Source organism: Nonomuraea sp. NPDC049141, from assembly GCF_040648415.1.
Taxonomy (GTDB): domain Bacteria; phylum Actinomycetota; class Actinomycetes; order Streptosporangiales; family Streptosporangiaceae; genus Nonomuraea.
Genome location: NZ_JBEZDR010000015.1, coordinates 154,091 through 176,879, shown reverse-complemented (window position 1 = coordinate 176,879; position 22,789 = coordinate 154,091). Strand labels below are relative to the sequence as shown.

At 68.2% G+C, this 22,789-nt stretch carries 22 protein-coding genes; 16 read left to right on the top strand and 6 right to left on the bottom strand.

The genetic code is table 11. The annotated features are described in order from the left end of the window. Positions 1-45 precede the first annotated feature (45 nt). Positions 46-960 carry a hypothetical protein gene (locus tag AB0B91_RS39295; RefSeq protein ID WP_358331107.1) on the top strand — a complete coding sequence of 305 codons (915 nt, stop codon included), beginning with the start codon at positions 46-48 and terminating at the stop codon, positions 958-960. Between the two features lie 121 nt (positions 961-1,081). Continuing rightward, on the top strand, positions 1,082-1,531 hold the full coding sequence (locus AB0B91_RS39290; protein WP_358331104.1) for a group II truncated hemoglobin: 450 nt from the start codon (positions 1,082-1,084) through the stop codon (positions 1,529-1,531). Between the two features lie 156 nt (positions 1,532-1,687). Here AB0B91_RS39290 and AB0B91_RS39285 read toward each other — a convergent pair whose 3' ends face one another. Continuing rightward, positions 1,688-2,395: a hypothetical protein gene (locus AB0B91_RS39285; protein WP_358331102.1), complete on the bottom strand. Its 708-nt coding sequence runs from the start codon at positions 2,393-2,395 to the stop codon at positions 1,688-1,690. A gap of 586 nt (positions 2,396-2,981) precedes the next feature. Here AB0B91_RS39285 and AB0B91_RS39280 point away from each other — a divergent pair. The 3 genes from AB0B91_RS39280 to AB0B91_RS39270 are packed head-to-tail and all read left to right on the top strand — an operon-like array spanning position 2,982 to position 5,921. Further along, the gene (locus tag AB0B91_RS39280) at positions 2,982-3,647 is read left to right on the top strand and encodes a TetR family transcriptional regulator (protein ID WP_358331099.1); all 666 of its coding nucleotides are present in this window, start codon (positions 2,982-2,984) and stop codon (positions 3,645-3,647) included. Beyond that, positions 3,644-5,131, top strand: coding sequence for an FAD-dependent monooxygenase (locus AB0B91_RS39275; RefSeq protein ID WP_358331096.1), 1,488 nt, complete (start codon positions 3,644-3,646; stop codon positions 5,129-5,131). Before AB0B91_RS39280 ends, AB0B91_RS39275 begins: the two co-directional genes overlap by 4 nt. Positions 5,132-5,156: 25 nt before the next feature. Next, positions 5,157-5,921 (top strand): class II aldolase/adducin family protein, encoded by a 765-nt coding sequence (locus tag AB0B91_RS39270; RefSeq protein ID WP_358331093.1) that lies wholly within the window; start codon positions 5,157-5,159, stop codon positions 5,919-5,921. A 165-nt stretch (positions 5,922-6,086) separates the two neighbouring features. Here the strand turns inward: AB0B91_RS39270 and AB0B91_RS39265 are convergent, their stop codons facing one another. Next, the gene (locus AB0B91_RS39265) at positions 6,087-7,034 is read right to left on the bottom strand and encodes a helix-turn-helix domain-containing protein (RefSeq protein WP_358331090.1); all 948 of its coding nucleotides are present in this window, start codon (positions 7,032-7,034) and stop codon (positions 6,087-6,089) included. A 71-nt stretch (positions 7,035-7,105) separates the two neighbouring features. On the opposite strand from AB0B91_RS39265, the gene AB0B91_RS39260 reads away from it, so the two are divergent. Together AB0B91_RS39260 and AB0B91_RS39255 are read left to right on the top strand one after the other, a co-directional pair. Further along, the gene (locus AB0B91_RS39260; RefSeq protein ID WP_358331087.1) at positions 7,106-8,368 is read left to right on the top strand and encodes an MFS transporter; all 1,263 of its coding nucleotides are present in this window, start codon (positions 7,106-7,108) and stop codon (positions 8,366-8,368) included. Continuing rightward, positions 8,365-9,024 carry a peptidyl-tRNA hydrolase gene (locus AB0B91_RS39255; protein ID WP_358331084.1) on the top strand — a complete coding sequence of 220 codons (660 nt, stop codon included), beginning with the start codon at positions 8,365-8,367 and terminating at the stop codon, positions 9,022-9,024. Before AB0B91_RS39260 ends, AB0B91_RS39255 begins: the two co-directional genes overlap by 4 nt. Here AB0B91_RS39255 and AB0B91_RS39250 read toward each other — a convergent pair. Then, positions 9,014-9,979, bottom strand: a complete 966-nt coding sequence (locus AB0B91_RS39250) for a DUF3616 domain-containing protein (RefSeq protein WP_358331081.1) — start codon at positions 9,977-9,979, stop codon at positions 9,014-9,016. The genes AB0B91_RS39255 and AB0B91_RS39250 overlap by 11 nt on opposite strands. 171 nt (positions 9,980-10,150) lie before the next feature. On the opposite strand from AB0B91_RS39250, the gene AB0B91_RS39245 reads away from it, so the two are divergent. The 6 genes from AB0B91_RS39245 (at position 10,151) to AB0B91_RS39220 (ending at position 16,036) form a co-directional block, all read left to right on the top strand. Beyond that, the gene (locus AB0B91_RS39245) at positions 10,151-10,933 is read left to right on the top strand and encodes a hypothetical protein (RefSeq protein ID WP_358331078.1); all 783 of its coding nucleotides are present in this window, start codon (positions 10,151-10,153) and stop codon (positions 10,931-10,933) included. A 35-nt stretch (positions 10,934-10,968) separates the two neighbouring features. Continuing rightward, a complete protein-coding gene (gene ftsH, locus AB0B91_RS39240) occupies positions 10,969-12,930 on the top strand; it encodes an ATP-dependent zinc metalloprotease FtsH (RefSeq protein WP_358331075.1) in 1,962 nt (653 codons plus the stop codon). A gap of 29 nt (positions 12,931-12,959) precedes the next feature. Continuing rightward, the gene (locus AB0B91_RS39235) at positions 12,960-13,502 is read left to right on the top strand and encodes a DUF937 domain-containing protein (RefSeq protein WP_358331072.1); all 543 of its coding nucleotides are present in this window, start codon (positions 12,960-12,962) and stop codon (positions 13,500-13,502) included. Between the two features lie 16 nt (positions 13,503-13,518). Beyond that, positions 13,519-14,100: a nucleoside triphosphate pyrophosphatase gene (locus AB0B91_RS39230; RefSeq protein ID WP_358331069.1), complete on the top strand. Its 582-nt coding sequence runs from the start codon at positions 13,519-13,521 to the stop codon at positions 14,098-14,100. A gap of 10 nt (positions 14,101-14,110) precedes the next feature. After that, on the top strand, positions 14,111-14,851 hold the full coding sequence (locus AB0B91_RS39225) for an EI24 domain-containing protein (RefSeq protein WP_358331066.1): 741 nt from the start codon (positions 14,111-14,113) through the stop codon (positions 14,849-14,851). 114 nt (positions 14,852-14,965) lie between these two features. Further along, the gene (locus tag AB0B91_RS39220) at positions 14,966-16,036 is read left to right on the top strand and encodes a DUF4192 domain-containing protein (protein ID WP_358331063.1); all 1,071 of its coding nucleotides are present in this window, start codon (positions 14,966-14,968) and stop codon (positions 16,034-16,036) included. 782 nt (positions 16,037-16,818) lie between these two features. On the opposite strand, the gene AB0B91_RS39215 is transcribed toward AB0B91_RS39220, so the two are convergent. Next, the gene (locus AB0B91_RS39215; RefSeq protein WP_358331060.1) at positions 16,819-17,718 is read right to left on the bottom strand and encodes a hypothetical protein; all 900 of its coding nucleotides are present in this window, start codon (positions 17,716-17,718) and stop codon (positions 16,819-16,821) included. Between the two features lie 227 nt (positions 17,719-17,945). Next, the gene (locus AB0B91_RS39210) at positions 17,946-18,413 is read right to left on the bottom strand and encodes a hypothetical protein (protein ID WP_358331058.1); all 468 of its coding nucleotides are present in this window, start codon (positions 18,411-18,413) and stop codon (positions 17,946-17,948) included. A 113-nt stretch (positions 18,414-18,526) separates the two neighbouring features. Between AB0B91_RS39210 and AB0B91_RS39205 the strand changes: the two genes are divergently transcribed. Beyond that, a complete protein-coding gene (locus AB0B91_RS39205) occupies positions 18,527-19,027 on the top strand; it encodes a hypothetical protein (RefSeq protein WP_358331056.1) in 501 nt (166 codons plus the stop codon). A 313-nt stretch (positions 19,028-19,340) separates the two neighbouring features. On the opposite strand, the gene AB0B91_RS39200 is transcribed toward AB0B91_RS39205, so the two are convergent. Further along, entirely contained in the window at positions 19,341-20,132 is a 792-nt protein-coding gene (locus AB0B91_RS39200; RefSeq protein WP_358331053.1) for an arginase family protein, read from the bottom strand. Positions 20,133-20,353: 221 nt separating this feature from the next. Here AB0B91_RS39200 and AB0B91_RS39195 point away from each other — a divergent pair, with 221 nt between their 5' ends. Together AB0B91_RS39195 and AB0B91_RS39190 are read left to right on the top strand one after the other, a co-directional pair. Then, complete coding sequence (locus AB0B91_RS39195) at positions 20,354-21,385, top strand: LacI family DNA-binding transcriptional regulator (RefSeq protein WP_358331051.1); 1,032 nt, start codon at positions 20,354-20,356, stop codon at positions 21,383-21,385. Between the two features lie 131 nt (positions 21,386-21,516). Next, positions 21,517-22,758 carry a sugar ABC transporter substrate-binding protein gene (locus AB0B91_RS39190; RefSeq protein WP_358331049.1) on the top strand — a complete coding sequence of 414 codons (1,242 nt, stop codon included), beginning with the start codon at positions 21,517-21,519 and terminating at the stop codon, positions 22,756-22,758. Positions 22,759-22,789: the final 31 nt, after the last annotated feature.

Here is a 22,789-nt window from a genome sequence, read left to right as displayed (position 1 = left end):
CGGTAGCTTCGATGTCCGGTCAGGCGCCGGGCCGAAGGTATGCGAATGACCATCACTTTCCGTGTTCGTAGTGTAACAATGAGCGTCATGCCATCCCCCCCACATGACACCCTCGTCAAGCTGTTCTCCTACCGCCCTCAACTGGCGGTGGAGATCATGCGTGACTTCCTGGGGGTGAACCTGCCCGACACCCCGCTGGTCCGAGTGGAGAAGAGCACCTTCAACACCCGCCCTTCCGACGATATCGAGGCCGACCTGGTCGTCGTGCTGGGGCCACCACGGCCGCCCGCCCACGCGATCATCGTGGAGATCCAGCAGGACAAGTCCAAGGAACCCCGGCAGTTCGCCCGCTACGCCGCCGCCCTGTGGTTGATGCTGGGCTGCGACGTCTCGGTCCTGGTCATCTGCCCCAGCCGGATAGTGGCGGACTACTACGCGCAGCCGGTCGAGTCCGGGCTGACCGGCTATCGCCTGCGGCCCTGGGTGCTGGGGCCGGATAGCATCCCGGCCATCATCGACCCTCACGAGGCCGCCGCCCACCCGGAGCTCGCGGCCATGTCGGTCATGGTCCACGGCCACAACCGTAAGGTCGTCGAGGCGTTCGCCACCGCGCTGGCGGACGTGACCGATGAACACGCTCCGGATTACTTCGAATACGCTTACAGTATGTCCGCGCCCGAGATCCGCCGTCTGATGGAGGAGATCATGAAGTCCGCGTCCACCGAATGGCCGGTCTACAGCCCCTTCGCCCGCGAGCACTTCGGCCGCGGCAAGGCAGAGGGTCAAGCGGAAGAGGCTGGCAGGTCGGTGCTGCTCGTGCTGGCTGCCCGTGGCTTCAACGTTCCCGACGACATTCGCGACCGGATCACCACCTGCGCGGACCTTGCCCAACTCGAAACGTGGCTTGCCCGAGCGGCCACCACCCAGACCCTTCAAGGCTTGTTCGACGAAGTGGGCTGAGCGCGGGCCGCCTGGCAGGCGATGGGCTCGACCGCCTGCTCCGTACGGCAGTCTCTGGGGCATCGCCGCAAGTCCGAGACCAATCTAGCGCTTGGGCTAAGGGTCGTGTAATGATGTAATCATGGAAACTCTCTTTGAGCACGCAGGCGGCCAAGAAGGGCTCCACAGGTTCATCGACATCTTCTACGGAAGTCTCTTATCCGACCCACTACTCCAGCCATTGTTCGGCGAGGGACTTCCGCAACACGTGGCGCATCTGACGGCCTTCACCGCCGAGACCTTCGGCGGGCCCGACACTTTCTCCCTGGAAATGGGCGGGTTTTCGATGCTGATCGATGCGCATCGGGGGCTGAAGATCACGGAGGCGCAGCGTCGGCGGTTCGTCGAGCTGTACATGGCGGCCGCCGACCAGGCGGGGCTGCCCGACGACGTGCCTTTCCGGGAGGCGCTGCGGTCCCATGTGGAGTTCGGGTCGAAGGTGGCGATGCAGAACTCTCACGCCGAAACCGACGACCAGCTTCACCCGCTTCGGGAGGTTCCGCAGTGGGGGTGGTCCGAGCCGAGTCAGTAGTTTCGACTGTCGCCAGTTCTTCCGTCACCTGAGCGGTAGGTGAATAGCTCTCTTGAGAAGTCGTCGAAAGGGTGGCAGCCGCCCAGGACGGGGCCTGGGCGGGGGGTTTCCGCGCAACTGCGATCAGCGCAGAGCCCGTGGCCTTCGCCGCGAACCCTACCTGCGCTGTAGCAGCAGGGTGAATAACACGTTGGTGGCCGTGCTGAGCATGAACATGGTCACCGCGACGATCAGGTCATCGCGCTTCCGTGACAGCAGCCCGCCCTGCGAGCCTTCCGGAACGTTGATGATGACCGCCTGCGTGAGGCCGGCCCCGAGCCGCTTCCACAGGTACTTGATTCCCAGCCCGAGGGCCAGCGGAGCCATCGTGACCGGGAGCAGGCTCAACCACACCGGGCTCGAGGACGAGCCGAGGAAGCGGCTCGCGATCGCCGCGCCGACGATCGCCGCGACAGTTCCGACGGCCAGGCCGGGGATATGGGCGAACTGCGCCCAGGTGCGCTTTCTCTCCTTGCAGATCTCCCTGATCCGGGCTGCGTCGTTGGCCGTCTCGTCCACTCGGTAGCGGAGCAGCAGAGCCGTCGCCGAGGAGAGCGTCAAGTCCATGATCTTGTCCTTGGTCACGGGGTCGCGCCGGATCATCCTCACTATCTTCAGGCTCGGGGTCATCTTCGAACCGAGGTCGGCGATGTCCGCCGAGGAGGTGGATTCGTACACAACGTAGTTGGAGTCGGTCCAGATGCTGGAATAGGCCCCGGTCTGCTCGAATATCTTGGCGAGCTGCTCCAGTTGCTCGCGGTGGAGCTTTGTCGGCCCGAGATTCTCTTTCCTTGGCGTTCCAAGGCATCGGGAGGTGATGGCCACTAGGCTGCCTTTCGATCTTCGTAGTGGTACTGACCGGCTGTTCAGGCCCCCCAGGCGCCGACTCCGAAGCGGCCGAGTTGGTTAGCGCGCCTGTCCCGTTTTGTGGAAATCCACCCCTTGGTGGGGCGTATGTCCATCTCCTAGAATGGCATTCTGTCGATCATCTGCGTATGCGAACAAAATGGACACCAAGGTAATGTGTGCATAGTTCGCCCATGTGCTTATAAAGCGTCATTCTTCACGGTTTAATGAAGTGACGCTTGATCCTAGCCGATGATCGCATATGTATCGCGTAATCTCTTCGCGTTTGCGGGAGAGGAAGTCGACTGGGTGGTTATGTCCTCTGGGGTGCCAGGTGTGACATGGGTGGCGAGGGTGAGCTTCATTCACGTTGATGTTCGGGAATACCCTTTCCCGCTTCTTTGTGATCGAAAGATTGCCTATTGATCTCAGCCGCCGGGCCACCCTCCGTCTTGAGGGGTCCTGTCGCCGTGACGCCGTCTGGTGCCAGGCACCCCCGCGACGACCAAAATTTTGCGTACTCAGAAAACTTGCCTAGTCCGCAAAATTCTGTAGCCTGGGAGCCATGACCGGGCTACGCGAACGCAAGAAGCAGGCGACCCGCGACGCTCTGATGACGGCCGCGCTCCAGCTCGCTCTGGAGCGTGGTCTCGACAACGTGCGGGTCGAGGACATCGCCGAGGCGGCCGGAGTGTCACCGCGGACGTTCAACAACTACTTCTCCAGCAAGTACGAGGCGCTCGCCGCCCGCCACACCGACCGGACCAGGCATTCGGCACAGGTGCTGCGCGACAGGCCGCCGGGCGAGCCGCTGTGGGAGGCGCTGACGCGGGCCATGCTGGCGCCGTGGGAGGGCGCGGGCCGCACCACGCTGCCGCCCGGCCCCGAGGTGCGGGAGCCCCTGCGGTTGCTGACCAGTGCGCCCGCCATGGAGGGGGAGTCGCTGCGGCTGCTCTTCTCCGCCGACGGCGAGCTGGCCGCGGCCGTCGCCGAGCGCACCGGGACCGACCCCGAACGCGACTTTTACCCGCAGCTGGTCGCCACGGCGGTGATCGTGGCCACGCAGGCCGCCGTCCGCCACTGGCTGCGCGCCGAGCCCGCCGTGCCGCTCCTGCCCCTGATCGAAGAGGCGCTGCGGCAACTCGCCGCCGGCCTCCCCGACCCGTCCGCACAGCCCGGTCGATCCACACAGCCCGACCCGACGACGCAAGGACAAGGAGAGCCCCAATGACCGCGGATGTTGTCATCGCCGGTGGTGGCCCCAACGGGCTGATGCTGGCCTGTGAGCTGGCCCTGGCCGGAGTACGGCCGATCGTGCTGGAGCGTCTGCCGGAGCGGAGTCAGGCGCCCAAGGCCAACGGCATCGTCGGGCAGGTCGTCAGGCTGCTCGACCAGCGCGGCCTCTACCGTCGCTTCCTGGGTGTCACGGAGCCGCCACGGCCGATTCCGATGTTCCTGTTCGGCGCGCTGCCGCTCGACCTGGCCGGGATCGAGGGCAACACGATGTACGCCATGGGCGTCAAGCAGGCCCGCCTGGAGGAGCTGTTCGAGGAGCGGGCCCGCGAGCTGGGTGTCGAGATCAGGCGTGGGCGGGAGCTGACCGCGTTCACCCAGGACGAGGAGGGCATGACGCTCGAACTGGACGGCGGCGAGCAGCTGCGCACCCGCTACCTGGTCGGCTGCGACGGCGCCCACAGCACGGTCAGGAAGCAGGCGGGCATCGGCTTCCCCGGCGTGAACTCGGCCGCCGTCACCTCGCGTGCCGCCCACGTCGTCTTACCGACCGCGACGATCCGGATGGACCGTGCCGAGCTCGACCTGCCCGGTGTGGGCACGATGGGTCTCTACGCCTGGCATCGCACCGAGCGTGGCGCGTACGCCCTGCTGCCGATGAGCTCCGAGGTTCTGACGATCAGTTCCGTCGAATGGGGCGGCGACGATCCCGGGGAGGAGGTCGAGATGACGCTCGGCGAGCTGCGCGAGAGCCTGGCCAGGGTGGTGGGGGCCGACATCCCGATGGCCGCCCCGCCGGGCCCGGGGCCGCACCTGCTGCGCCGCCAATCCGGGCGCAACACCCGGGTGGCCGACCGCTTCCGCGCGGGCCGGGTGCTGCTGGCCGGGGACGCCGCTCACGTGCACGCGGCGATCGGCGCACCGGGGCTGAACCTGGGCCTCCAGGACGCGGCGAACCTCGGCTGGAAGCTGGCGGCCACGGTGCGCGGCACGGCGCCGCCCGGCCTGATCGACAGCTACGAGCGGGAGCGCCACCTGGCCGCCGAACGGGTGACCATGCACAGCAAGGCCCAGCTCGCGCTCATGTCGCCGGGGCCGGAGGTGACGGCGCTGCGCGAGGTGTTCGGTGAGCTCCTTCAGGACAAGAGCGCCCGTAGCCGGATATCTGCGCTTATGTCGGGTGCCGATGTCGCCTATCCCACGGCCGCCAACGCGCACCCGCTGACCGGCCGATTCGTCCCGGACCTTGAGCTGGAGCCGGTGTCCCTCGCCACGCTCATGCGGACGGGCCGGCCGCTGCTGCTCGACCTCGCCGGAGGTCCGCTTCGGGCGGACACGTGGGGCGACCGGATCGACGTGGTCACGGCCAAGTGCGTGGCGCCGCCCGCCGACGCGCTGCTGATCCGCCCGGACGGGTACGTGGCCTGGGCGGGCACCCCGGACGACTCGCTGGACGAGGCCGTCAGAACCTGGTTCGGTTAACCTGATCCGGACTCTAGGAGGGCTCATGCCGGAGAACCTGATCTTTCGCCTGCCGCCGACGTTCGAGACGGTCGAGAAGGAGCGGCGGCATCGCAAGGAACGTCTCGCCGCCGCCCTGCGGATCTTCGGCAAGCTCGGCTTCGAGGAGGGCGTCGCGGGGCACATCACCGCCCGCGACCCCGAGCTGACCGACCACTTCTGGGTGAACCCGTTCGGCATGTCGTTCAAGCATGTCCGGGTGAGCGATCTGATCCTCGTCAACCACGAGGGCAAGGTCGTCGAGGGCCGCTACCCCGTCAACGAGGCGGCCTTCGCCATCCACTCGCAGGTGCACCAGGCCAGGCCCGGCGTCGTGGCGGCCGCGCACAGCCACTCCGTGTACGGGCGCGCGCTGTCGGCGCTCGGGCGGGTCATCGAGCCGATCACGCAGGACGCCTGTGCCTTCTACGGTGACGTTTCGCTCTTCGACGACTACACGGGTGTGGTGACGGACCTGGAGGAGGGTAAGCGCATCGCCGCCGCGCTGGGCGGCAACAAGGCCGTCGTCCTGCGTAACCACGGGCTGCTGACCGTGGGCGACAGCGTGGACGCGGCGGCGTGGTGGTTCATCACGATGGAACGCTCGGCGCAGGTGCAGCTCGTCGCTCAGGCGGCGGGGCAGGTGGTGCCCATCGAGCCGGACAACGCGGCGCTCACCCACCGGCAGATCGGCAACGACCTGGTCGGCTGGATCAACTACCAGCCCCTGCACGACCAGATCACCCGCGAACAGCCCGATCTCTTCGAGTGATCCGGCCCCACGTGGCTGGGCTTTCTGGAAAACCCCTTCTTTCCGTTACGGCAAAGCCGCCCCCACCGCCACCCGCCGCACGTGGCTGAGGGCCTCCAGGAAAACGGCCGCTGAACCCGCACGGGGCCGGCCGCCGTTACGTGCGTCCACTTGACCGTGGCTTCCCTAGCGCCGGAAGGTGTGCCGATAGGTCAGCGGGGCGACCCCGACCGCGGCGTGGAGGTGCTGCCGGAGCGAGACCGTGGTGCCGAAACCGGCACTGCGGGCCACTTCTTCCACACCCGCGTCCGTGGTCTCCAAGAGGTGCCTGGCGTGGTCGACGCGTTGTTTCGTCAGCCATCGCGACGGGCTCATGCCGGTCTCCTCACGGAAGCGCCTGGTGAAGGTGCGGACGCTCATCCTCGCGTGCTCGGCCAGGGCCTCCAGGTCGAGCGGCTGGTCCAGGTGGGCGAGCATCCACGTGCGGGTCGGCGCCGTACTGGTGCCCGCCGGGCCGGGGAAGGGGCGGTCGATGTACTGGGCCTGGCCGCCTTCCCGCCAGGGAGGCATGACGCAGCGGCGGGCCGCCCGGTTGGCCACCTCGGTGCCGTGGTCGCGCCTGATCACGTGGAGGCAGAGGTCCAGGCCGGCCGCCACGCCCGCCGAGGTGAGGACGTCGCCGTCGTCGATGAACAGGACCGAGGGGTCCAGCTTGACCTTGGGGAACAGTTCGGCGAAGCGGGGGGCCTCGCGCCAGTGCGTGGTGGCGGGGCGGCCGTCCAGCAGGCCCGCCGCGGCCAGGACGAACGCGCCCGTGCAGATCGACATGATCCGCTCGTGGCCGTGCAGCGCCTCACGCAGGTAGGGCGGGATCGTGCCGTCCTTCATCGCGCGCCCCGCGTGGATGCCGGGGACCAGAACGGTGTCGGCCGTGTCCAGCACGTCCAGGTCGTGGTCGGGCAGGACGCTGTATCCGGCCGTGCAGCGGACCGGCTCGCGACCGGGGGAGCAGGTGACGACCTCGTAGAGCTTCTCGCCCGCCGGTGACTCCGCCGACCAGAAGACCTGACCGGGAACGCCCAGGTCGAGCGGGGCGAAGTGGTTCAGGACGAGGACCGCGATGCGATGGGCCATGGCCGGATTCTTGCATATATTGGCTTTCCGGCCACTCGCGGCACCAGGTGAGGATAAATCAGGATTAGCGGATGACCATAAGCACCACCACCCGTACCAGGCGGCTGCATCGGGCCTGGTTCGTCGCGGCCGTCGCGTTCGTGGCCATCCTCGGCGCCGCCGGGTTCCGCGCCACCCCCGGCGTGCTGATCAACCCGCTCCAGGAGGAGTTCGGCTGGACCAAGGGCACGATCTCGCTCGCGGTGTCGGTGAACCTGGTGCTCTACGGGCTGACCGCGCCCTTCGCGGCCGCGCTGATGGACCGGTTCGGGATGCGGCGAGTGGTGTCCTTGGCGCTGCTGCTGGTGGCCGCCGGCAGCGGGCTCACGGTGCTGATGACGGCGAGCTGGCAGCTGCTGCTGTTCTGGGGCGTGTTCGTCGGGCTCGGCACGGGGTCCATGGCGCTGGTGTTCGTGGCGACGGTGACCGACCGCTGGTTCGTCAGGCACCGTGGGCTCGTCACCGGCGTGCTCACCGCGGCGGGCGCCACCGGGCAGCTGGTCTTCCTTCCACTGCTCGCCCAGCTGGCCGAAGGGCCGGGCTGGCGGGTGGCCTCGCTGACCGTGGCGGGAGCCGCGCTGGCCGTGGTGCCGTTCGTGTGGTGGCTGTTGCGCGACCATCCGGAGGACGTGGGCACCACGGCGCTGGGGGCGGAGCCCGGCACGGTCCGTACCCCGCCCGTCCAGGTGAACGCGGCCGTCAGAGCGGTCACGGTGCTCAGGTCGGCGGCGCGGACCCGGGCGTTCTGGTTCCTGGCGGGCGGCTTCGCCATCTGCGGGGCCAGCACGAACGGCCTGGTCGGCACCCACTTCATCCCCGCCGCGCACGACCATGGCATGGCCGAGCCGGTCGCGGCGGGACTGCTCGCGGTCATCGGGATCTTCGACGTCGCGGGCACGATCGCCTCCGGCTGGCTCAGCGACAAGGTGAATCCGAAGGTCCTGCTCGGTGTCTACTACGGGCTGCGCGGCCTGTCGCTGATGGTGCTGCCCGGCCTGTTCGCGGCGACCACCGAGCCCAGCATGCTGATCTTCATCGTGTTCTACGGGCTGGACTGGGTGGCGACCGTGCCGCCGACCGTGGCGCTGTGCCGCCGGATCTACGGGGCGGACGGGGCGGTGGTGTTCGGCTGGGTGTTCGGCGCGCACCAGATCGGCGCCGCGTTCGCCGCCGTGGGCGCCGGGCTCACCCGCGACCACCTGGGCGCTTACGACCTGGCCTGGTACGTCTCGGGTGCGCTCTGCCTCCTGGCCGCCGGCATGTCCCTGGCGATCGGGCATGCTAGAGGGCGATGAACGAGTCTGAACTGATGGTCCTGCCGCTGGTGGTCAGGATCGAGAGAGCGACGCCGCCCGAGCGTACCGACGCGCTGGAGGCGGCCGCGATGGCGGTGCTGAGCCTGCTTGACGACCCCGGCGAGTGGGGCGAGGAGCTGCACACCTGGCAGTCCACCGGCAAGATCCGCAAGGTGGTGCGCAGGGCCAGGGGCGCCGAGTGGCGCAGGGCGGTCGCGCTGCCCGGCCGTACCATCGAGCACCGTACGGCCGAGGTGCGCGTGCACCCGCCGGTGCCGCTCGACGACTGGCCGAGAGACCTCGCCAGGCTGCAGGTCTCGGGCACCGAGCTGACCGACGGCGGCGAACTCACGCCCGCGGCGCCGCCGATCCTGTGGGCCAACCCCGGGCTCGCCATGTCGGCGGGCAAGGCCATGGCCCAGGCCGGGCACGCCGCCCAGCTCGCCTGGTGGGCCAGCGACCAGGCCGAGCGCGACGCCTGGCGGGCGGCCGGGCTGGGCGTGACCGTGCGCACCGCGGCGCCGGCCGACTTCGCGTCGATGGTTGCGGCGGGGCTGCCTGTGGTGCGCGACGCCGGGTTCACCGAGATCGAGCCGGGTTCGTGTACGTTCGTCGCCGACGCGCCGTGGCTGTGCGGGCGGGTTGCTAGATCGTGAACACGTCGGCCAGGACGCCGCCCGCCGGGGTGATCCGTGCGGGTGACGGGCTGTCGTAGACGATCATCAGTCTGCCGTCCGGCATGAGGGCCATCCCCTCGGGATGGTCGCAGCCGATGCCGTACGGCAGCTCGACGACCGTCTCCAGCTCCTCCGCCGGGACCACGTCGCCGGCCTGGTGGACCCGCCAGCGCACCACGCGTACCGGCCCGTCGAGGTTCATGGTCGGGCCGGCGAGCAGTAGCACGTCGCGGCCGTACGGGCACAGGTCACGCACGCCCAGCCCGCCCAGGTCCAGGAAGTGCTTGCGGTACGGCGCGCCCAGCCGTAGTTCGCCCGGCTCGGTCTCGACCGGTCTGATCTCCAGGACCACCGCCCAGCCGCGCAGCACCGGGCCGCGCAGGCCCAGGTAGACCCGCTCGTCCAGCACCGCGATGCCCTCGATGTCGAAGCCGTTGTCCTTGCCCGGCAGCGCGAGGAACGGCGCGAGGTGCGGGTCGTCTTCCAGGTGGGCGGCCAGGTTGTGCCGGCCCGACAGGATCGCGCCCGGCAGCGGGGCGTTGGTGGCGGGGTCCAGCGGCAGGCGTACCAGGACGAAGCGGTTCTCCTCGCGGATCACGGTCGCCAGCCGTTTGGCGGCCTTGGCCGGGTCCTTCGACTTGACGCGGCGGCGCTTGAGGCTGTGCGAGCCGACGGCCCACAGCTGGCCGTCGGCCCGGGCCAGGCCCTCGATGTCCGCCTCGTCCTCGGGGCCCGCGGGGAGCGGTACGTAGTCGGCCAGCCGGAAGGTGCGCTGGCCCGCGTAGTGCGCCCCGGACCAGGCCAGATGCTCGATGGTGGCGGTCTCGTCACCGGCCACCCACAGGCCGCTGCCGTCGTGCCGTAGCGCGGAGAGGTTCGTGTGCGTTTCGGAAGCCTGAGAGGCCGGGTCAAATCGGAGCTCCACCTGTTCCACGAAGCCATGATGACACTTCGGTAGCTTCATAAGCGGAATGCTGGGATTTGTCGTACGCTCCCGATCGTGCTCGATGGGGATGATGGGACCACAGGTTCCCGTGTGAGAACTGCTGCCAGACCGGGAACCCCCGTTTCTCCGCCCAGACGCTCTCGCATCGGCGATATGCGGATGCGGGATGTATACCGGGGGCTCGCAGTGGCGACCGCGGTGGCGGTCGTCGCTGTCACGCTGGTCATGCTGCTCCCGCCGCGGCCGGACGAGGTCGCCACACGGCCGGTTGCCGCGCCATCGACCGTGCCGGCCTCGTCCGGACCCGCCCCTTCTGTCTCGGCCGAACCGTCGGCGACGATCGATTCCGCGACCGCGGCGCCCGCTCCCCGGACGACGCCCTCTCCCGGCTCGTCGCTGGCGCCCGGGTACACGGCCATGGAGGCCCTGTACGCCGACCCCAGGCTCCCCAAGCTGCCGAAGAAGGCCAGGCGGGTGGCGATGGCCAAGCCCGGCAAGCGGGTGGTCCAGGACCGGCGCACCGGACTGGCCGTGCCCAGGCTCGCCAAGCCGTGGAAGGCGCACCACGCGGCGCCGTTCACCAGCAAGCAGGTGCTCCCGCTGCGGCGCGGCTCGAACCAGCGGGGCATGCTCGTCACCTGCCCGCTCCCGATCGAGGCGCAGAAGTCGGTGCGCGACACCGCGCTGCTCGCCGCCCGCTGGACGCTCAACCACCACCCCAAGGGCGCGCGGATCCGCTGGCTGGCCTCCCAGCCGGACAAGGGCGGCTGGCTGCTCATCTTTCAGGTGCGGTACGGCAAGCACGTCTCCCGGGCGGCCGTTGTGGTGCTCGACGGGGGAATGGCCAAGCCGGGGCTGGCGTTCGTGACAGTGCCGGACTCACAGCGGACCAGGTGGCGTGACATCACGCGCGTGGTTTCCGGGGTGCGTGTTCTAGGCTAGAAGATCATGGTGCGGCGATATGGGGGAGTGACGCCGTGGAACGCTCAGGTCAGCCAAAGGCGCCTGACAAGCGCTCGGGTAAGCCGCAGGCGCCTGACAGGGAGAAGCCCAAGCCGCCCTGGCGCGCGGAAGGGCTGCCCGGCTCGACCGGCGGCGGCCGCCCGAAGATCAACTGGTGGCGCTTCGTCATCACGCTGCTCGTCGTCTACGCGGCGTTCTTCCTGGTCTCGTCCTTCTTCGACACCGGCTCCGTCGAGACCGTGTCCTACACCGAGTTCACCAAGCAGGTGACGTCGAAGAACGTCAAGGACATCTACGCGACCGGCCTCTCGGTCGAGGGCGATCTGCGGGCCGCGGCCAAGGACCCCGACAGCGGCAACAAGTCGTACACGAAGTTCAAGACGGAGATCCCCGCCTTCGCCAACAACGACCAGCTCTACCAGCAGCTGGAGACCTCTGGGGTCGACATCAAGGCCGATCCGATCAACGGCGGGCGCGGCTTCTTCGTCAACCTGCTGCTCTCCCTGCTCCCCGTGCTGCTGCTGGCCGGGCTCTGGATCTGGGTCATGCGCCGCGGCGCCAGCATGATGGGCGGCGGCGGGCTGGGCGGCCTCGGCAGGTCCAAGGCGGCCAAGCCGGTCGAGGCGGGGCAGGTGCGGGCCACGTTCGAGGACGTGGCGGGCATCGACGAGGTCGAGAACGAGCTCGTCGAGATCGTCGACTACCTGAAGGACCCCGACAAATACCGCAGGCTCGGCGCCAAGCTGCCCAAGGGCGTACTCCTCGCCGGGCCTCCCGGCACCGGCAAGACGCTGCTGGCCCGCGCCGTGGCCGGTGAGGCGAACGTGCCGTTCTTCTCGGCCAGCGCGTCGGAGTTCATCGAGATGATCGTCGGCGTGGGCGCGTCACGGGTGCGCGACCTGTTCGAGGAGGCGCGCAAGGTCGCCCCCTCGATCGTGTTCATCGACGAGATCGACGCCGTCGGCCGGTCCAGAGGCGGTGCCGGTGGCATCGGCGGGCACGACGAGCGCGAGCAGACGCTCAACCAGATCCTCACGGAGATGGACGGCTTCTCCGGGGTCGAGGGCGTCATCGTCATCGGGGCCACGAACCGGCCCGAGATCCTCGACCCGGCTCTGCTGCGGCCGGGGCGGTTCGACCGCACGGTCCAGGTGGGGCTGCCCGACGCCGCCGGCCGTACCGCGATCCTGGCCGTCCACAGCAGGAGCGTGCCGCTCGACGGCGAGGTCAGCCTCGACCAGATCGCCAAGACCACGCCCGGCATGACCGGCGCCGACCTCGCGAACCTCGTCAACGAGGCCGCGCTGCTCGCCGCCAAGCGCGGCAAGGAGAAGGTCGGCATCGCCGACTTCGCCGACGCGCTGGAGAAACTGCAGCTCGGCGCGGCGCGCAGCATCGTCATGCCGGAGGAGGAGCGCACCAGGACCGCCTTCCACGAGGCCGGCCACGCGCTGCTGGGCATGCTGCAGCCGGGCGCCGACCCGGTCAGGAAGATCTCGATCATCCCGCGCGGGCGGGCGCTCGGCGTCACGCTGTCCACGCCCGACACCGACCGTTACGCCTACGACGAGCAGTACCTCCGCGGCCGCATCACCGGCGCGCTCGGCGGCATGGCGGCCGAGCAGGTCGTGTTCGGCGTCATCACCACCGGCGCCGAGAACGACCTGGAGCAGGTCACGATGATCGCCCGCGGCATGGTCGGGCGCTGGGGCATGTCGGAGAAGGTCGGCCCGCTGACCATCCTGCCGAACGACGGCCAGCCCCCGCAGGCGTCGCCCGCCATGCTCGCCACCGTGGACGAGGAGGCGCGGCGGATCGTCGACGAGTGCTACGAACGCGCGCTGCGTGTCCTCGGCGACAACCGCGACAAACTCGACGCCATCGTCGCCGCCCTGCTGGAGCACGAGACGCTCGACGAGGCCAGTGCCTACGCCGCCGCCGGGCTTTCCGGGACCTTGGACAAGGCCGGAACGTAGCTAGAGGCCGCGCCGGGCACGTCTCCGGTGTGACACTCAACGACGAGCTTCTCTCAGAGCTCGGCGATGCCGGGCTGGAGGAGGTCGCCGGGCTGCTCGGTACGGATATCGCCACGGCCCACAGCGCTCTCACGTTGGTGTCCGGAACGATCGTGGGCGGCCTGGCCCGCAACGCCGCGCACCCTGACGGCGCGGAGGCGCTGCGCGGCGCGCTGGACGACCATGTGGACGCGGACCCGTTCAACGGCGACGTGGCGTCGCTGTCGCGTGACGGGCTGAGCATCCTGGGGCACGTACTCGGTGGGCAGGGCACCGAGCAGGCGGCCGAGGGACTGTCCCGGTTGCTGGCGGTCGAGTCCCGCTCGATCATGAGGCTGCTGCCACTGGTCGCACCCATGATCATGTCGTTGCTGGCCGTACGGGCGACCCGCGGGAGAATGGGCACCGAGGCCGTCGCCGACGCCCTGAAACAGGAGGACGCCGCGCTGCCCGACGAGCTGCGACCTCTTCTCGCCGCCATCTTCGACGACGACACCATGGACAGACCCGGGCAGCCGAACCTCGATCGGTGAACGGTAAGCTGATGCGGTGATCGTCCTGGCCTCAGCGTCCCCCGCCCGGCTGGCCCTGCTCCGCAGCGCCGGACTCGACCCCAAGGTAATCGTCAGCGGTGTCGACGAGGAGTCATACTCCGCCTACTCGCCCGCGGCGCTCTCCCTCGAGCTCGCCAAGGCCAAGGCGTCGGCGGTCGCGAGCGGGCTCGACGAGGGACTGGTCATCGGCTGCGACTCGATCCTCGAGCTCGACGGCAGGCCGTACGGCAAGCCGGCCACGGCCGAGGAGGTGGCCGAGCGGTGGCGGATCATGCGCGGCCGGACCGGACGCCTGGTGACCGGCCACTGCGTCATCGACGTACCCGCCGGCCGGCAGGTGGCCGAGGTGTCCACCACCGTGATCCACTTCGGCATGCCGTCCGACCAGGAGATAGCCGCCTACGCCGACACCGGCGAGCCGCTCGGCCTGGCCGGGGCGTTCAGCATCGAGGGGCGGGGCGGCTGGTTCGTCGACGGCATCGAGGGCGACCACGGCAACGTGCTCGGCATCTCACTGCCGCTCGTCCGCAACCTGTTCGACGAACTGGGCTACGCGGTGACCGCATTCTGGCGCTAGCCTGCCGGGCATGCGATCAGTGCGCGACTTCGTGGCGGGTGTTGGCTTCTTCCTGCAGGGTGTGGGCTGGGTCGCCAAGCATGGCCGGTGGTGGCTGTTCGGGCTGATCCCGGCGCTGCTGGCTTTCGCGGTTTATGTGGTGGCGCTGATCTTCCTCGGCACGAACGCCACGGATATGGCGGAATTTCTTACGCCATTCGCCGACACGTGGGGGTGGCGGGACCTCTTCCGGACGCTGATCGCGATCGCGCTGGTCCTCGGCGGGTTGGCGCTGGCGGTGCTGACCTTCACGGCGCTCACGCTGGCGGTCGGGGAGCCGTTCTACGAGAAGCTGTCCGCCATGGTGGATCCGCTGCCGGGGGCGGAGGAGCAGCCGTGGTGGCGGACCTTGCCCCGGTCTCTGCGGGACAGTCTGGTGACGTTGGGGTATGTGCTGCTCTTCACCGTGCCGCTGTTCTTCCTGGGGTTCGTGCCGGTGGTCGGGCAGACGGTGGCGCCGGTGCTGGGGGCCATGGTCTCCGGGTTCTTCCTGACGGTGGAGCTGACGACGCTGGCGTTGGAGCGGCGGGGGATGGCGCGGAAGGAGCGGTTCGCGCTGTTGCGGGGGAACAAGGCGGGGGCGTTGGGGTTCGGGGTGGTGGTGTTCCTGCTGTTCCTGGTGCCGTTCGTGGCGGTCATCGCGATGCCGGCGGCGGTGGCGGGGGCGGCCTTGCTCGTCCGCAACCGCCTGGTCCCGACGACCACTGCCTGACCTGTCGTTCCGAGCCGATGGTTATCCACAACCCTGCTTCACCTTCACCCCGCCATCCCCAGAACGCGGTTCGGCGCGTCCCGGACCCCCTCCGCCCAGGCACCCTCATGCCTCATGACGACCAACGCCTCCGAGCCCTGCCTGACCCTGACCAGCCCCACCGACGTCCTGGCCGCCGTGCCCTATCTCGTGGGCTTCCACCCGGTTGACAGCCTGATCGTGCTCGGCCTCGCCCACGGCCAGGCCAAGGTGGCGACCCGCTGGCCCCTGCCCTTCCCACCGGGCACGCTCGACCCGCTGGCCGCGCTGTTCGAGCGGGAGGCCATCACCCGCATCATCGTGATCGGCTACGGCCCCGGAGACCGGGTCACTCCCGCCGTGGACGAGGCTCGCCACCTGGCCGCCAGGTCAGGCGTCGGCGTGGACGAGGCACTACGAGCAGAAGACGGCCGCTACTGGTCCTACATCTGCGACACCCCGCACTGCTGCCCACCCGAGGGCACCCCGTATGACCCCACGACCACCCAGATCGCCGCCGAGGCGACCGTCCACGGCCTGGTAGCCCTCCCCAACCGCCAGAGCCTGGAACGCACCATCGCCCCCATCACCGGCCCCGTCCGGGTCGCGATACGCCGCGCCACAGCGGAGGCCGTCGCCGACCTGCGCACCAGACTGATGGAGACCACGGACGTGAACGCGTTCGCCCAGCAGTTCGTCGCCCGGGGCATCATCAGAGTCCGCGCCGCCCTGGCCACCCACGCCGCCGGCGGCCGCCTGGACGACGTGGAAGCGGCGAGACTCGGCCTGGACCTGGCGGTGATCAGAATCCGCGACGAAGCGTGGACCCTCGCCGGTGATACCCACGCAACCCTCTGGAGAGACCTCACCCGCCGCCTGGAACCACGCTTCATCCCACCGGTGGCGTCGTTGCTCGCCATGGCCTCCTGGCGCACCGGCGACAGCGTCCTGGCCACCATCGCCCTCGAACGCGCCCTGACCACCGACCCGACCTACTCGATGGCCAATCTCCTCATGCACGCCCTCCAGCAACTCCTGTCCCCGGCCACCCTGCTCGACCGCCTCCCCACCCCAGCCGAACTGGACACCGCGATGGGCCCTGTCCACGCGGGCTGGCTGATCCCCCTGATCAACATCCTCGACGAAGACCATGAAACAGCGGCCTGATCTGCGCACCTCATCCCGCAGCCCCACGCCCAACCGCTCCCACCTGCTCCGACCACCAACGGGCCCCCGCCAGCCCGGCCACCTGCCGGGCCTGACCACTGACTGGCCAGATGGCCACCGACCGGACCAGACCAGCCAGCCTGGTGCGGCTCCTGACCAGCCCCGATTTTGGGGCTGTAGAACTGACAACGGTGCGTCAGGGGTCTCGCCGACCGCCCGGATTGTCCGGCGAGAATCCGTCACTTCGGGCGTTTGACCCTGAGACGGTGGCCCTTCGTGTTTTGGACGGTCCTCTTTCCGAGCGCGGACTTGAGCGGGATATCTACCGTGTGGCTCCAGCCGGCACCCGCTATGGGGGTGCCCGCAGGGCCGTCAGCGCAGTGCGTCAGATCAACTCGAACAGTAACGGTGGTTGGTGTCTCCACCGCTTCGGCCCGACCGACTTTCGTGCAGGGAGTGCCCCCCGGATCCCCTGCCACACCCATGACCTCCGCAGTCAGAACGGTGCCTTCCTGGGAAAGGCTCACCTGGTCAACAGGCGTATCCACGGTGTACTCACCCTGGCTACCGCAAGAGCAGAGGGTGATGAGCGCCAGGAACACGCCCGTTGCCTTCCTCATGGTTGCCTCGATTTCTGGTACTGCCGCCGCTTAAGAGGCGGCGACAGCGAGGATCGAAATCGTCTGTACCACGCTCGCGGCTGGAGCTGGCGTGAGCGCTGTGATCACGCGGATGCCGGCGTCAGTGGTGAAAAGGGGTGCGCCGCAGGCTCGGCCCGCTGCCTACGCGCCCGAAGAGAAGGTCAAGTCGAGCAGGGCACTGGGACGGGGCAGCGTCCCCGTCAGCGACGATTCCGGCGCCACCTGTGCGGGACGCGGCGTCGAGACGCGCATGCCCAGAGTTCTCGGGTGATCCCGGCCGGGGTACTGGGAGAAGACCCCCGCCCGGCGACCGCCGGAGACGGGCCAGCCGGTGCTCAGGGTGAGGGCCCGGCCTTGGCCATCGTCGATGTGCAGCATCCAGCTGATCTTCGTTGCGGCGACCCGGGCCAGGGACCGGGTGCCGATCAGGGCGCGGAAGGTGGGAGAGACCGCGTGCAGTTGACGGAAGGTGATCGTGCCCCGGTACATGGTGGCCTTCAGGGCGGATCCGTACGTTTGGGGGCGCTTGCTGGAAGCCGTGGCCAGCAGCGTCTTCAACGTGGCAGGCTCGAAGACGTTGATCAACTGGTCCCCGTACGCCGCTGCGGTGGCACTCCTGCGGCCTCCCGCCGCCCACGTCCTGCCCTCGGGCAGCACGGGCGCGTACAGCGGGCCTGACCGATAGAGCTGTCCGTTCACCACGATCGAGCGGTTGGGCTTGGACTCCGTCCCCACCTTCGCCGCGTCCCAGGCGCCCGTCTTCATCTGGTCGCGCATCCGGAAACCGGGGCGGAGGGTACGGGTCATGTCGGCCGAGCCCACACCCGTCCCGCCGAGCATCAGGACGCCGCGGCTTTCCACTCGGAAGATGTCCTGGTCGCGGCCGAGGTACAGGCCGCCCGACTCCACCACCCGCACCGCCTGACCCTTGGCGATCTGCTTCTTCAGCGAGGCGACCGGGTCGACGGCGGCCTGGGCGGGCGGAGTGACCAGCACGGCGGAGACCAGGGTCACGGCCACCAGGGTGATCCAGCGTTTCATGGGCGCTCTCATCATGATCGGGAATGGACCGGCACAGTCTGCCGGTCCGGCTACGGCTCTGTCACTAGCCGGGAATGCCGGAGTCGAGGGGCTCGGTGACGGTGGTGGCGGATAGAGTCTTCGAGTGCAGGTCCCGGCCCACTGCACTCCTTCCGCCACCGAACCACCGAGTCGCAGGCCGCTCGGAGATGAAGCTGAGCGGCGTTGGTCGCGGTCGTTGGTGTGGGCTATCCCTGGACTCGCACGTTGTGGCTCGCCTTCGCGGGGATGTTCGTGTCGTTTCCGACCCACTGGACGGTGTATGAGTAGTCGCCGACCCCGACTGGTCTGTCGGTGAAGCTGTACGACCCGTCGACGCGAGGGATCACCCGCGGCAACTTGGTGGTGACGCTGCCGTTGGTCACGGTCCGCTCTACCAGGAGGGGGATCCTCGAATAGTCCAGGCCACCCGACTGCACTATCCCGTTGAATGTCAGCCTTGTGCCGGTGGATGCGCTGGCCGGACCTGTCAGCGTTAGCGAAACCGGGTACTTGACCGCCACCGTCGCCGAGGTCGTGCTCCAGCGGAAGTTCCCGCCGCCGTCCCAGTGGACCGCGTAGGTCAGCTTCCCGCTGACCGGCGGGATGCCGGCGACGGTGAAGGTGCGGAATCGGCGGAGGGAAAGCTTCCCTCGCTGAGCCCCAGAAAATACCAAGCGTGGATGCGAGGCGGGACCCTCGAAACAACAAATGCGAATATTGCGATAGCTCGACAAGATTATCTCGAGGATGCCTGGGTGTTCGGAGGGGTGGCTGTCAGGTGCTGGACATGCGTCAGGTCGAACCGCCGGATGTGCAATTAAAAAGGGATGCTCGGAGAATGATACTAACTCGAAACAGATGGAACGGTGGAGTGCGCAGTGTGCTGACACTTATTCTTTTAAGTTCCTGTCTTCTCTTGTCGGGATGTGGGTCCACGAGATTCCAAGTCGATTCGAGGGTTCTTGATGACGTGCGCAGCATTGGTAAGGTGGTTGCTGAGACTACAAGTGAAGGCGACGCAGGCGGAGACATCGAAGTCACCAACACGCAAGTAGTCCATGTCGCTACCACAAAGAAAGGAAATGCGCTTGATGAAGCTGTGAAGATTCTAGCGCGTCGCGGGTGGAATATCTCTGCGGACAATCGGCCGACGCTAGTGGGACTGGATTCTGCGAATCAACCACATGCCTACTTGGCCATAAGTCCTTTTGATGCTGCATATTTTGAAGACGACCCGCAAGTTTTGGAGCGAGCAAAGAAGTCGCTGGCAAGCAGGACGCGTTGGTGACGGTGCAGGCGTTCGCGAGTGGATAGGGGCATCGCCTGGGTTCATGCTCGTCTGATGGTGCATGTCCGGCGAGAGGGGAGAGCGGGGAGCGTACGATCTGCTGACCGCTGCGACGGCCGCGAGAACGGTGATCACGATGGACTCGTCCGCCGCGTTTGACGATCTTCCTGGTGTCAGGGCGCAGGTCGTCCCTCGTTGAGCCGTACTTACTGGTTCTCCTCGCGACGCAGCCGTTCGTTGTACGCACGCATCCGAGGCGGATGGTCCAAGATCTGGACGGCATACACCGGCAGGCCGAGGACATGTCGACTCGTCAGTGCGTGAGCGCAGCTCCCAGTCGGCGGATCACGTCGGCCTCGCCGGGGTTGACGTCGTCGCTGGATGGCGCGTGTTCGGTGATGGCTGCTCCGATGATGTCGTCCACCTGGGAGACGAGGTCGATCAGGCGCTGCGGCTGTACGCCGTTCGGCTCCGGGTAGCAGGTCGCGCTGAAGGCGGTCGGTTCCAGGACGTCCAGGTCGATGTGTACGTACACGGGGCCGCGCAGGCCGTCGAACGCGCGCTCCAGGTCGTCGACGCCGTACCTGCGCAGGCCGGTCTTCGCGAGGTATTCGTGCTCGGATACGTCGCCCGCCCGCTCTCCGGCGATGATCACCTGCTCGGGCCTCAGCGGGTGCTCCGGTGTGAGGGCGGCTGGTCCATCTCCGAGCAGTGCGCGCACCACCATCCCGTGGAAGGCGCCAGATGGCAGGGTCTGCGGGCTGTAGACGTCCGGGTGCGCGTCGATCCACAGCACCGTCAAGGCGCTCCCATAGCGGGCGTGGGCAGTGGCGATAGGCGGGATGTCGACCGCGCAGTCGCCGCCGATGGTGATCACTCGGTCGTCGATGGCGGCCAGTGCCTTCCGCGTCAGTCGCTGGTTCTCTACAAGCACGTCGAACGCGCGGATCCCGGCCGTCTTGTCCCCTCCGGTCTCAAGCACCGGCACGGTCGCCACGGCATCGGCGGGAACGAGTTCGGCGGCGCGGCGAGCACCGGCCATCAGCTGTGGCGCCTTGCTGGATGCCGAACCTTGCCACTGTGGTACGCAGAGCACCGTCGTCATGCGGCGACCATACGAGGTGCAAGGATCAAAGGTCTAGATCGTCTACTCTTCGTCGATCCAGGGCACATGCCCTCTCGCCACCACGATTCCCGCCCACCCTGTCGATTCGCCGGGATTCCAGAAATATTGCGGGGAGATGTCTTGTGACCCGGACGTCACCCGTCGTAGCGTATCGGCACTGGCGATTGATACGCATCGACGATGTCCTCCAGGGAGGTGTCATGGCGGCGTTCACCAGCAAGGACGTCGCGCGTGTCGCCGGTGTCTCGCAGAGCACCGTGTCCTATGTGATGACCGGCAAGCGGCCCATCTCCGAGCGCACGCGGCGGCGGGTCCTTGACGCGATGGAACAGCTCACCTACGAGCCGCACTCCGGTGCCCGGGCTCTCGCGGGGCGTCGTACCCGCGTGGTCGGTCTGGTCGTGCGGTTCGGGATCGGGGGCGATACCTTCGGGTTGCTGCCGTTCATCGAGACCATCACCAGCTCCGCCCGCGCCCACGATCACGACGTTCTGCTCGTGACCGCGGACGAGGGCTCCGCGGGTCTGCGGCGCCTCGCCGGACGGGCCCTGTGCGACGCGATCATCATGATGGACATCGAGGAGCAGGACGAGCGGGTTCCGGTGGCCGCCGCGCTGTCCGTTCCGGTGGTGCTCATCGGTGTGCCGGCCGACCCGGCCGGGCTGCACTGCGTCGACCTCGACTTCGAGGAGGCGGCCCGGATGGCCGTCGACGAGCTGGCCGGCACCGGGCATGACGAGATCGTCGTGATGGGTTATCCGTCCTCGTCGATCGAGCGTGGCCTGAACTTCGTCGGTCGCGTTCTGCGATCGGCGCGGCGGCAGGCGCAGGTGCGCGGCCTTCCGCTGACGGTGATCGAACCGGTCGAACGTGGACAGGAGGCCGCCGCGGCCGACCAGCTCCTCGCCCGATGGACCGGCGGGCGTCGGCGGCTCGGAGTGGTGGTGCCGCACAGCGACACGATCGTGCCGCTGCTGAACGCGCTGCGGAAGCGGGACGTCGTGCCGGGCCGTGACCTCTCCCTCATCGGACTCAGTACCGACCGTGAGGCCGAGCAGTCCGATCCGCCGTACACGAACGTCTCCGGGGAACCGCGCGACGTCTCGCGGCGCGCGATGGAGACGCTGTTCTGGTTACTCGATCCAAGTTCCGGGGTGGAACGTCCCGCAATTGACCTGGTCGCGCCACGACTCACCCGTCGTACGACCGTGATGCCTACTCCCTCCAACTGATCACCGTCGGCCACGAGCCCGCGATACGCATCGTCGATGCGCATCGACGGATCCCCATATGACCGCAGTCGATACGTATCGACACGGACCTGATCCAGCCCGGAAACCTTCCGTATCCGAAAGGACACGACATGATCCGCTCCCCCCGCTCCCGCCGAGCCCAGGCCGCGCTCGCCTCGATGCTCACCCTGCCCCTCGCACTCACCGCCTGCGGTGGCGGCTCGAACGGTGGCGGCTCGAACAGCGGCGGCGACTCCTCGACCCTGCGGGTGCTCGACTACTACAACAACGAGCCGAGCAAGACGGTCTGGCAGAAGGCCATCGACGCCTGTGGCAAGCAGGCCGGTGTCACCATCCAGCGCGAGGCGGTGCCCGGCGCGACCCTGATCCAGAAGGTGCTCCAGCAGGCGTCCTCGCGGACCCTTCCGGACGTCCTGATGCTGGACAACCCCGATCTGCAGCAGATCGCCCAGAGCGGTGCCCTCACCCCGCTGAACGACCTCGGGCTCAAGGCCGACGGGTACGTGGAAGGCGTGGTCAGCGCCTCGACGTACAAGGGCAAGCTCTACGGCCTGCAGCCGATCACCAACACCATCGGGCTGTTCTACAACAAGGACCTGCTCGACAAGGCCGGCGTGAAGCCGCCGACGACCTGGGCGGAGCTGAGGACGACGGCCAAGAAGCTGACCTCCGGCGGCACGTACGGGCTGGCGTTCTCGGCACCCGCGAACTACGAGGGCACGTGGCAGTTCCTGCCGTTCATGTGGTCCAACGGTGGCGACGAGAAGAACATCGCGACGCCGCAGACCGCGCAGGCGGTGCAGTTGTGGGTCGACCTGATGAACGACGGCTCGGTGTCGAAGTCCGCTCTCAACTGGACCCAGGCGGACGTCAACGACCAGTTCCGGGCAGGCAAGGCCGCGATGGCGATCAACGGGCCGTGGCAGTTCCCCGCGTTGGACGAGGACAAGAGTGTCAAGTACGAGGTGGCGCAGATCCCGGCACCGGTCGCGGGCAAACCGATCGTCGCGCCGCTCGGCGGTGAGACGTGGGCCGTCCCGCAGACCGGGAACAAGGACAGGCAGGCCAAGGCCGCCAAGGTCGTCGCCTGTCTCAACTCGGACGACAACCAGCTCAGCCTCGCCAAGGGCACCCAGACCATCCCCACCAAGACGGCGCTGCTGGAGAAGTTCAGTTCGAGCAACCCGAACATGGCCGGTTTCGTGGACCAGATCCCGACCGCGCGGGCGCGCACCGGCGAACTCGGCGCGGACTGGCCGAAGGCGGCCACGAAGATCTACACCGCCTTCCAGTCCGCGTTGACCGGCCAGGCCACACCGGAAAAGGCCCTGGAAACGGCCCAGAATGGTTGAGCCCCCACAACAGTCCACGATGGTACGTCAG

Coding starts and splice junctions, on each gene's coding strand:
- AB0B91_RS39220 (WP_358331063.1), top strand. CDS start 14,966: ATGACGACCAACGCCTCCGAGCCCTGCCTGACCCTGACCAGCCCCACC.
- AB0B91_RS39270 (WP_358331093.1), top strand. CDS start 5,157: ATGCCGGAGAACCTGATCTTTCGCCTGCCGCCGACGTTCGAGACGGTC.
- AB0B91_RS39215 (WP_358331060.1), bottom strand. CDS start 17,718: ATGAAACGCTGGATCACCCTGGTGGCCGTGACCCTGGTCTCCGCCGTG.
- AB0B91_RS39225 (WP_358331066.1), top strand. CDS start 14,111: ATGCGATCAGTGCGCGACTTCGTGGCGGGTGTTGGCTTCTTCCTGCAG.
- AB0B91_RS39265 (WP_358331090.1), bottom strand. CDS start 7,034: ATGGCCCATCGCATCGCGGTCCTCGTCCTGAACCACTTCGCCCCGCTC.
- AB0B91_RS39200 (WP_358331053.1), bottom strand. CDS start 20,132: ATGACGACGGTGCTCTGCGTACCACAGTGGCAAGGTTCGGCATCCAGC.
- AB0B91_RS39290 (WP_358331104.1), top strand. CDS start 1,082: ATGGAAACTCTCTTTGAGCACGCAGGCGGCCAAGAAGGGCTCCACAGG.
- AB0B91_RS39190 (WP_358331049.1), top strand. CDS start 21,517: ATGATCCGCTCCCCCCGCTCCCGCCGAGCCCAGGCCGCGCTCGCCTCG.
- AB0B91_RS39260 (WP_358331087.1), top strand. CDS start 7,106: ATGACCATAAGCACCACCACCCGTACCAGGCGGCTGCATCGGGCCTGG.
- AB0B91_RS39280 (WP_358331099.1), top strand. CDS start 2,982: ATGACCGGGCTACGCGAACGCAAGAAGCAGGCGACCCGCGACGCTCTG.
- AB0B91_RS39205 (WP_358331056.1), top strand. CDS start 18,527: ATGCGTCAGGTCGAACCGCCGGATGTGCAATTAAAAAGGGATGCTCGG.
- AB0B91_RS39245 (WP_358331078.1), top strand. CDS start 10,151: ATGCGGGATGTATACCGGGGGCTCGCAGTGGCGACCGCGGTGGCGGTC.
- AB0B91_RS39295 (WP_358331107.1), top strand. CDS start 46: ATGACCATCACTTTCCGTGTTCGTAGTGTAACAATGAGCGTCATGCCA.
- AB0B91_RS39275 (WP_358331096.1), top strand. CDS start 3,644: ATGACCGCGGATGTTGTCATCGCCGGTGGTGGCCCCAACGGGCTGATG.
- AB0B91_RS39195 (WP_358331051.1), top strand. CDS start 20,354: ATGGCGGCGTTCACCAGCAAGGACGTCGCGCGTGTCGCCGGTGTCTCG.
- AB0B91_RS39255 (WP_358331084.1), top strand. CDS start 8,365: ATGAACGAGTCTGAACTGATGGTCCTGCCGCTGGTGGTCAGGATCGAG.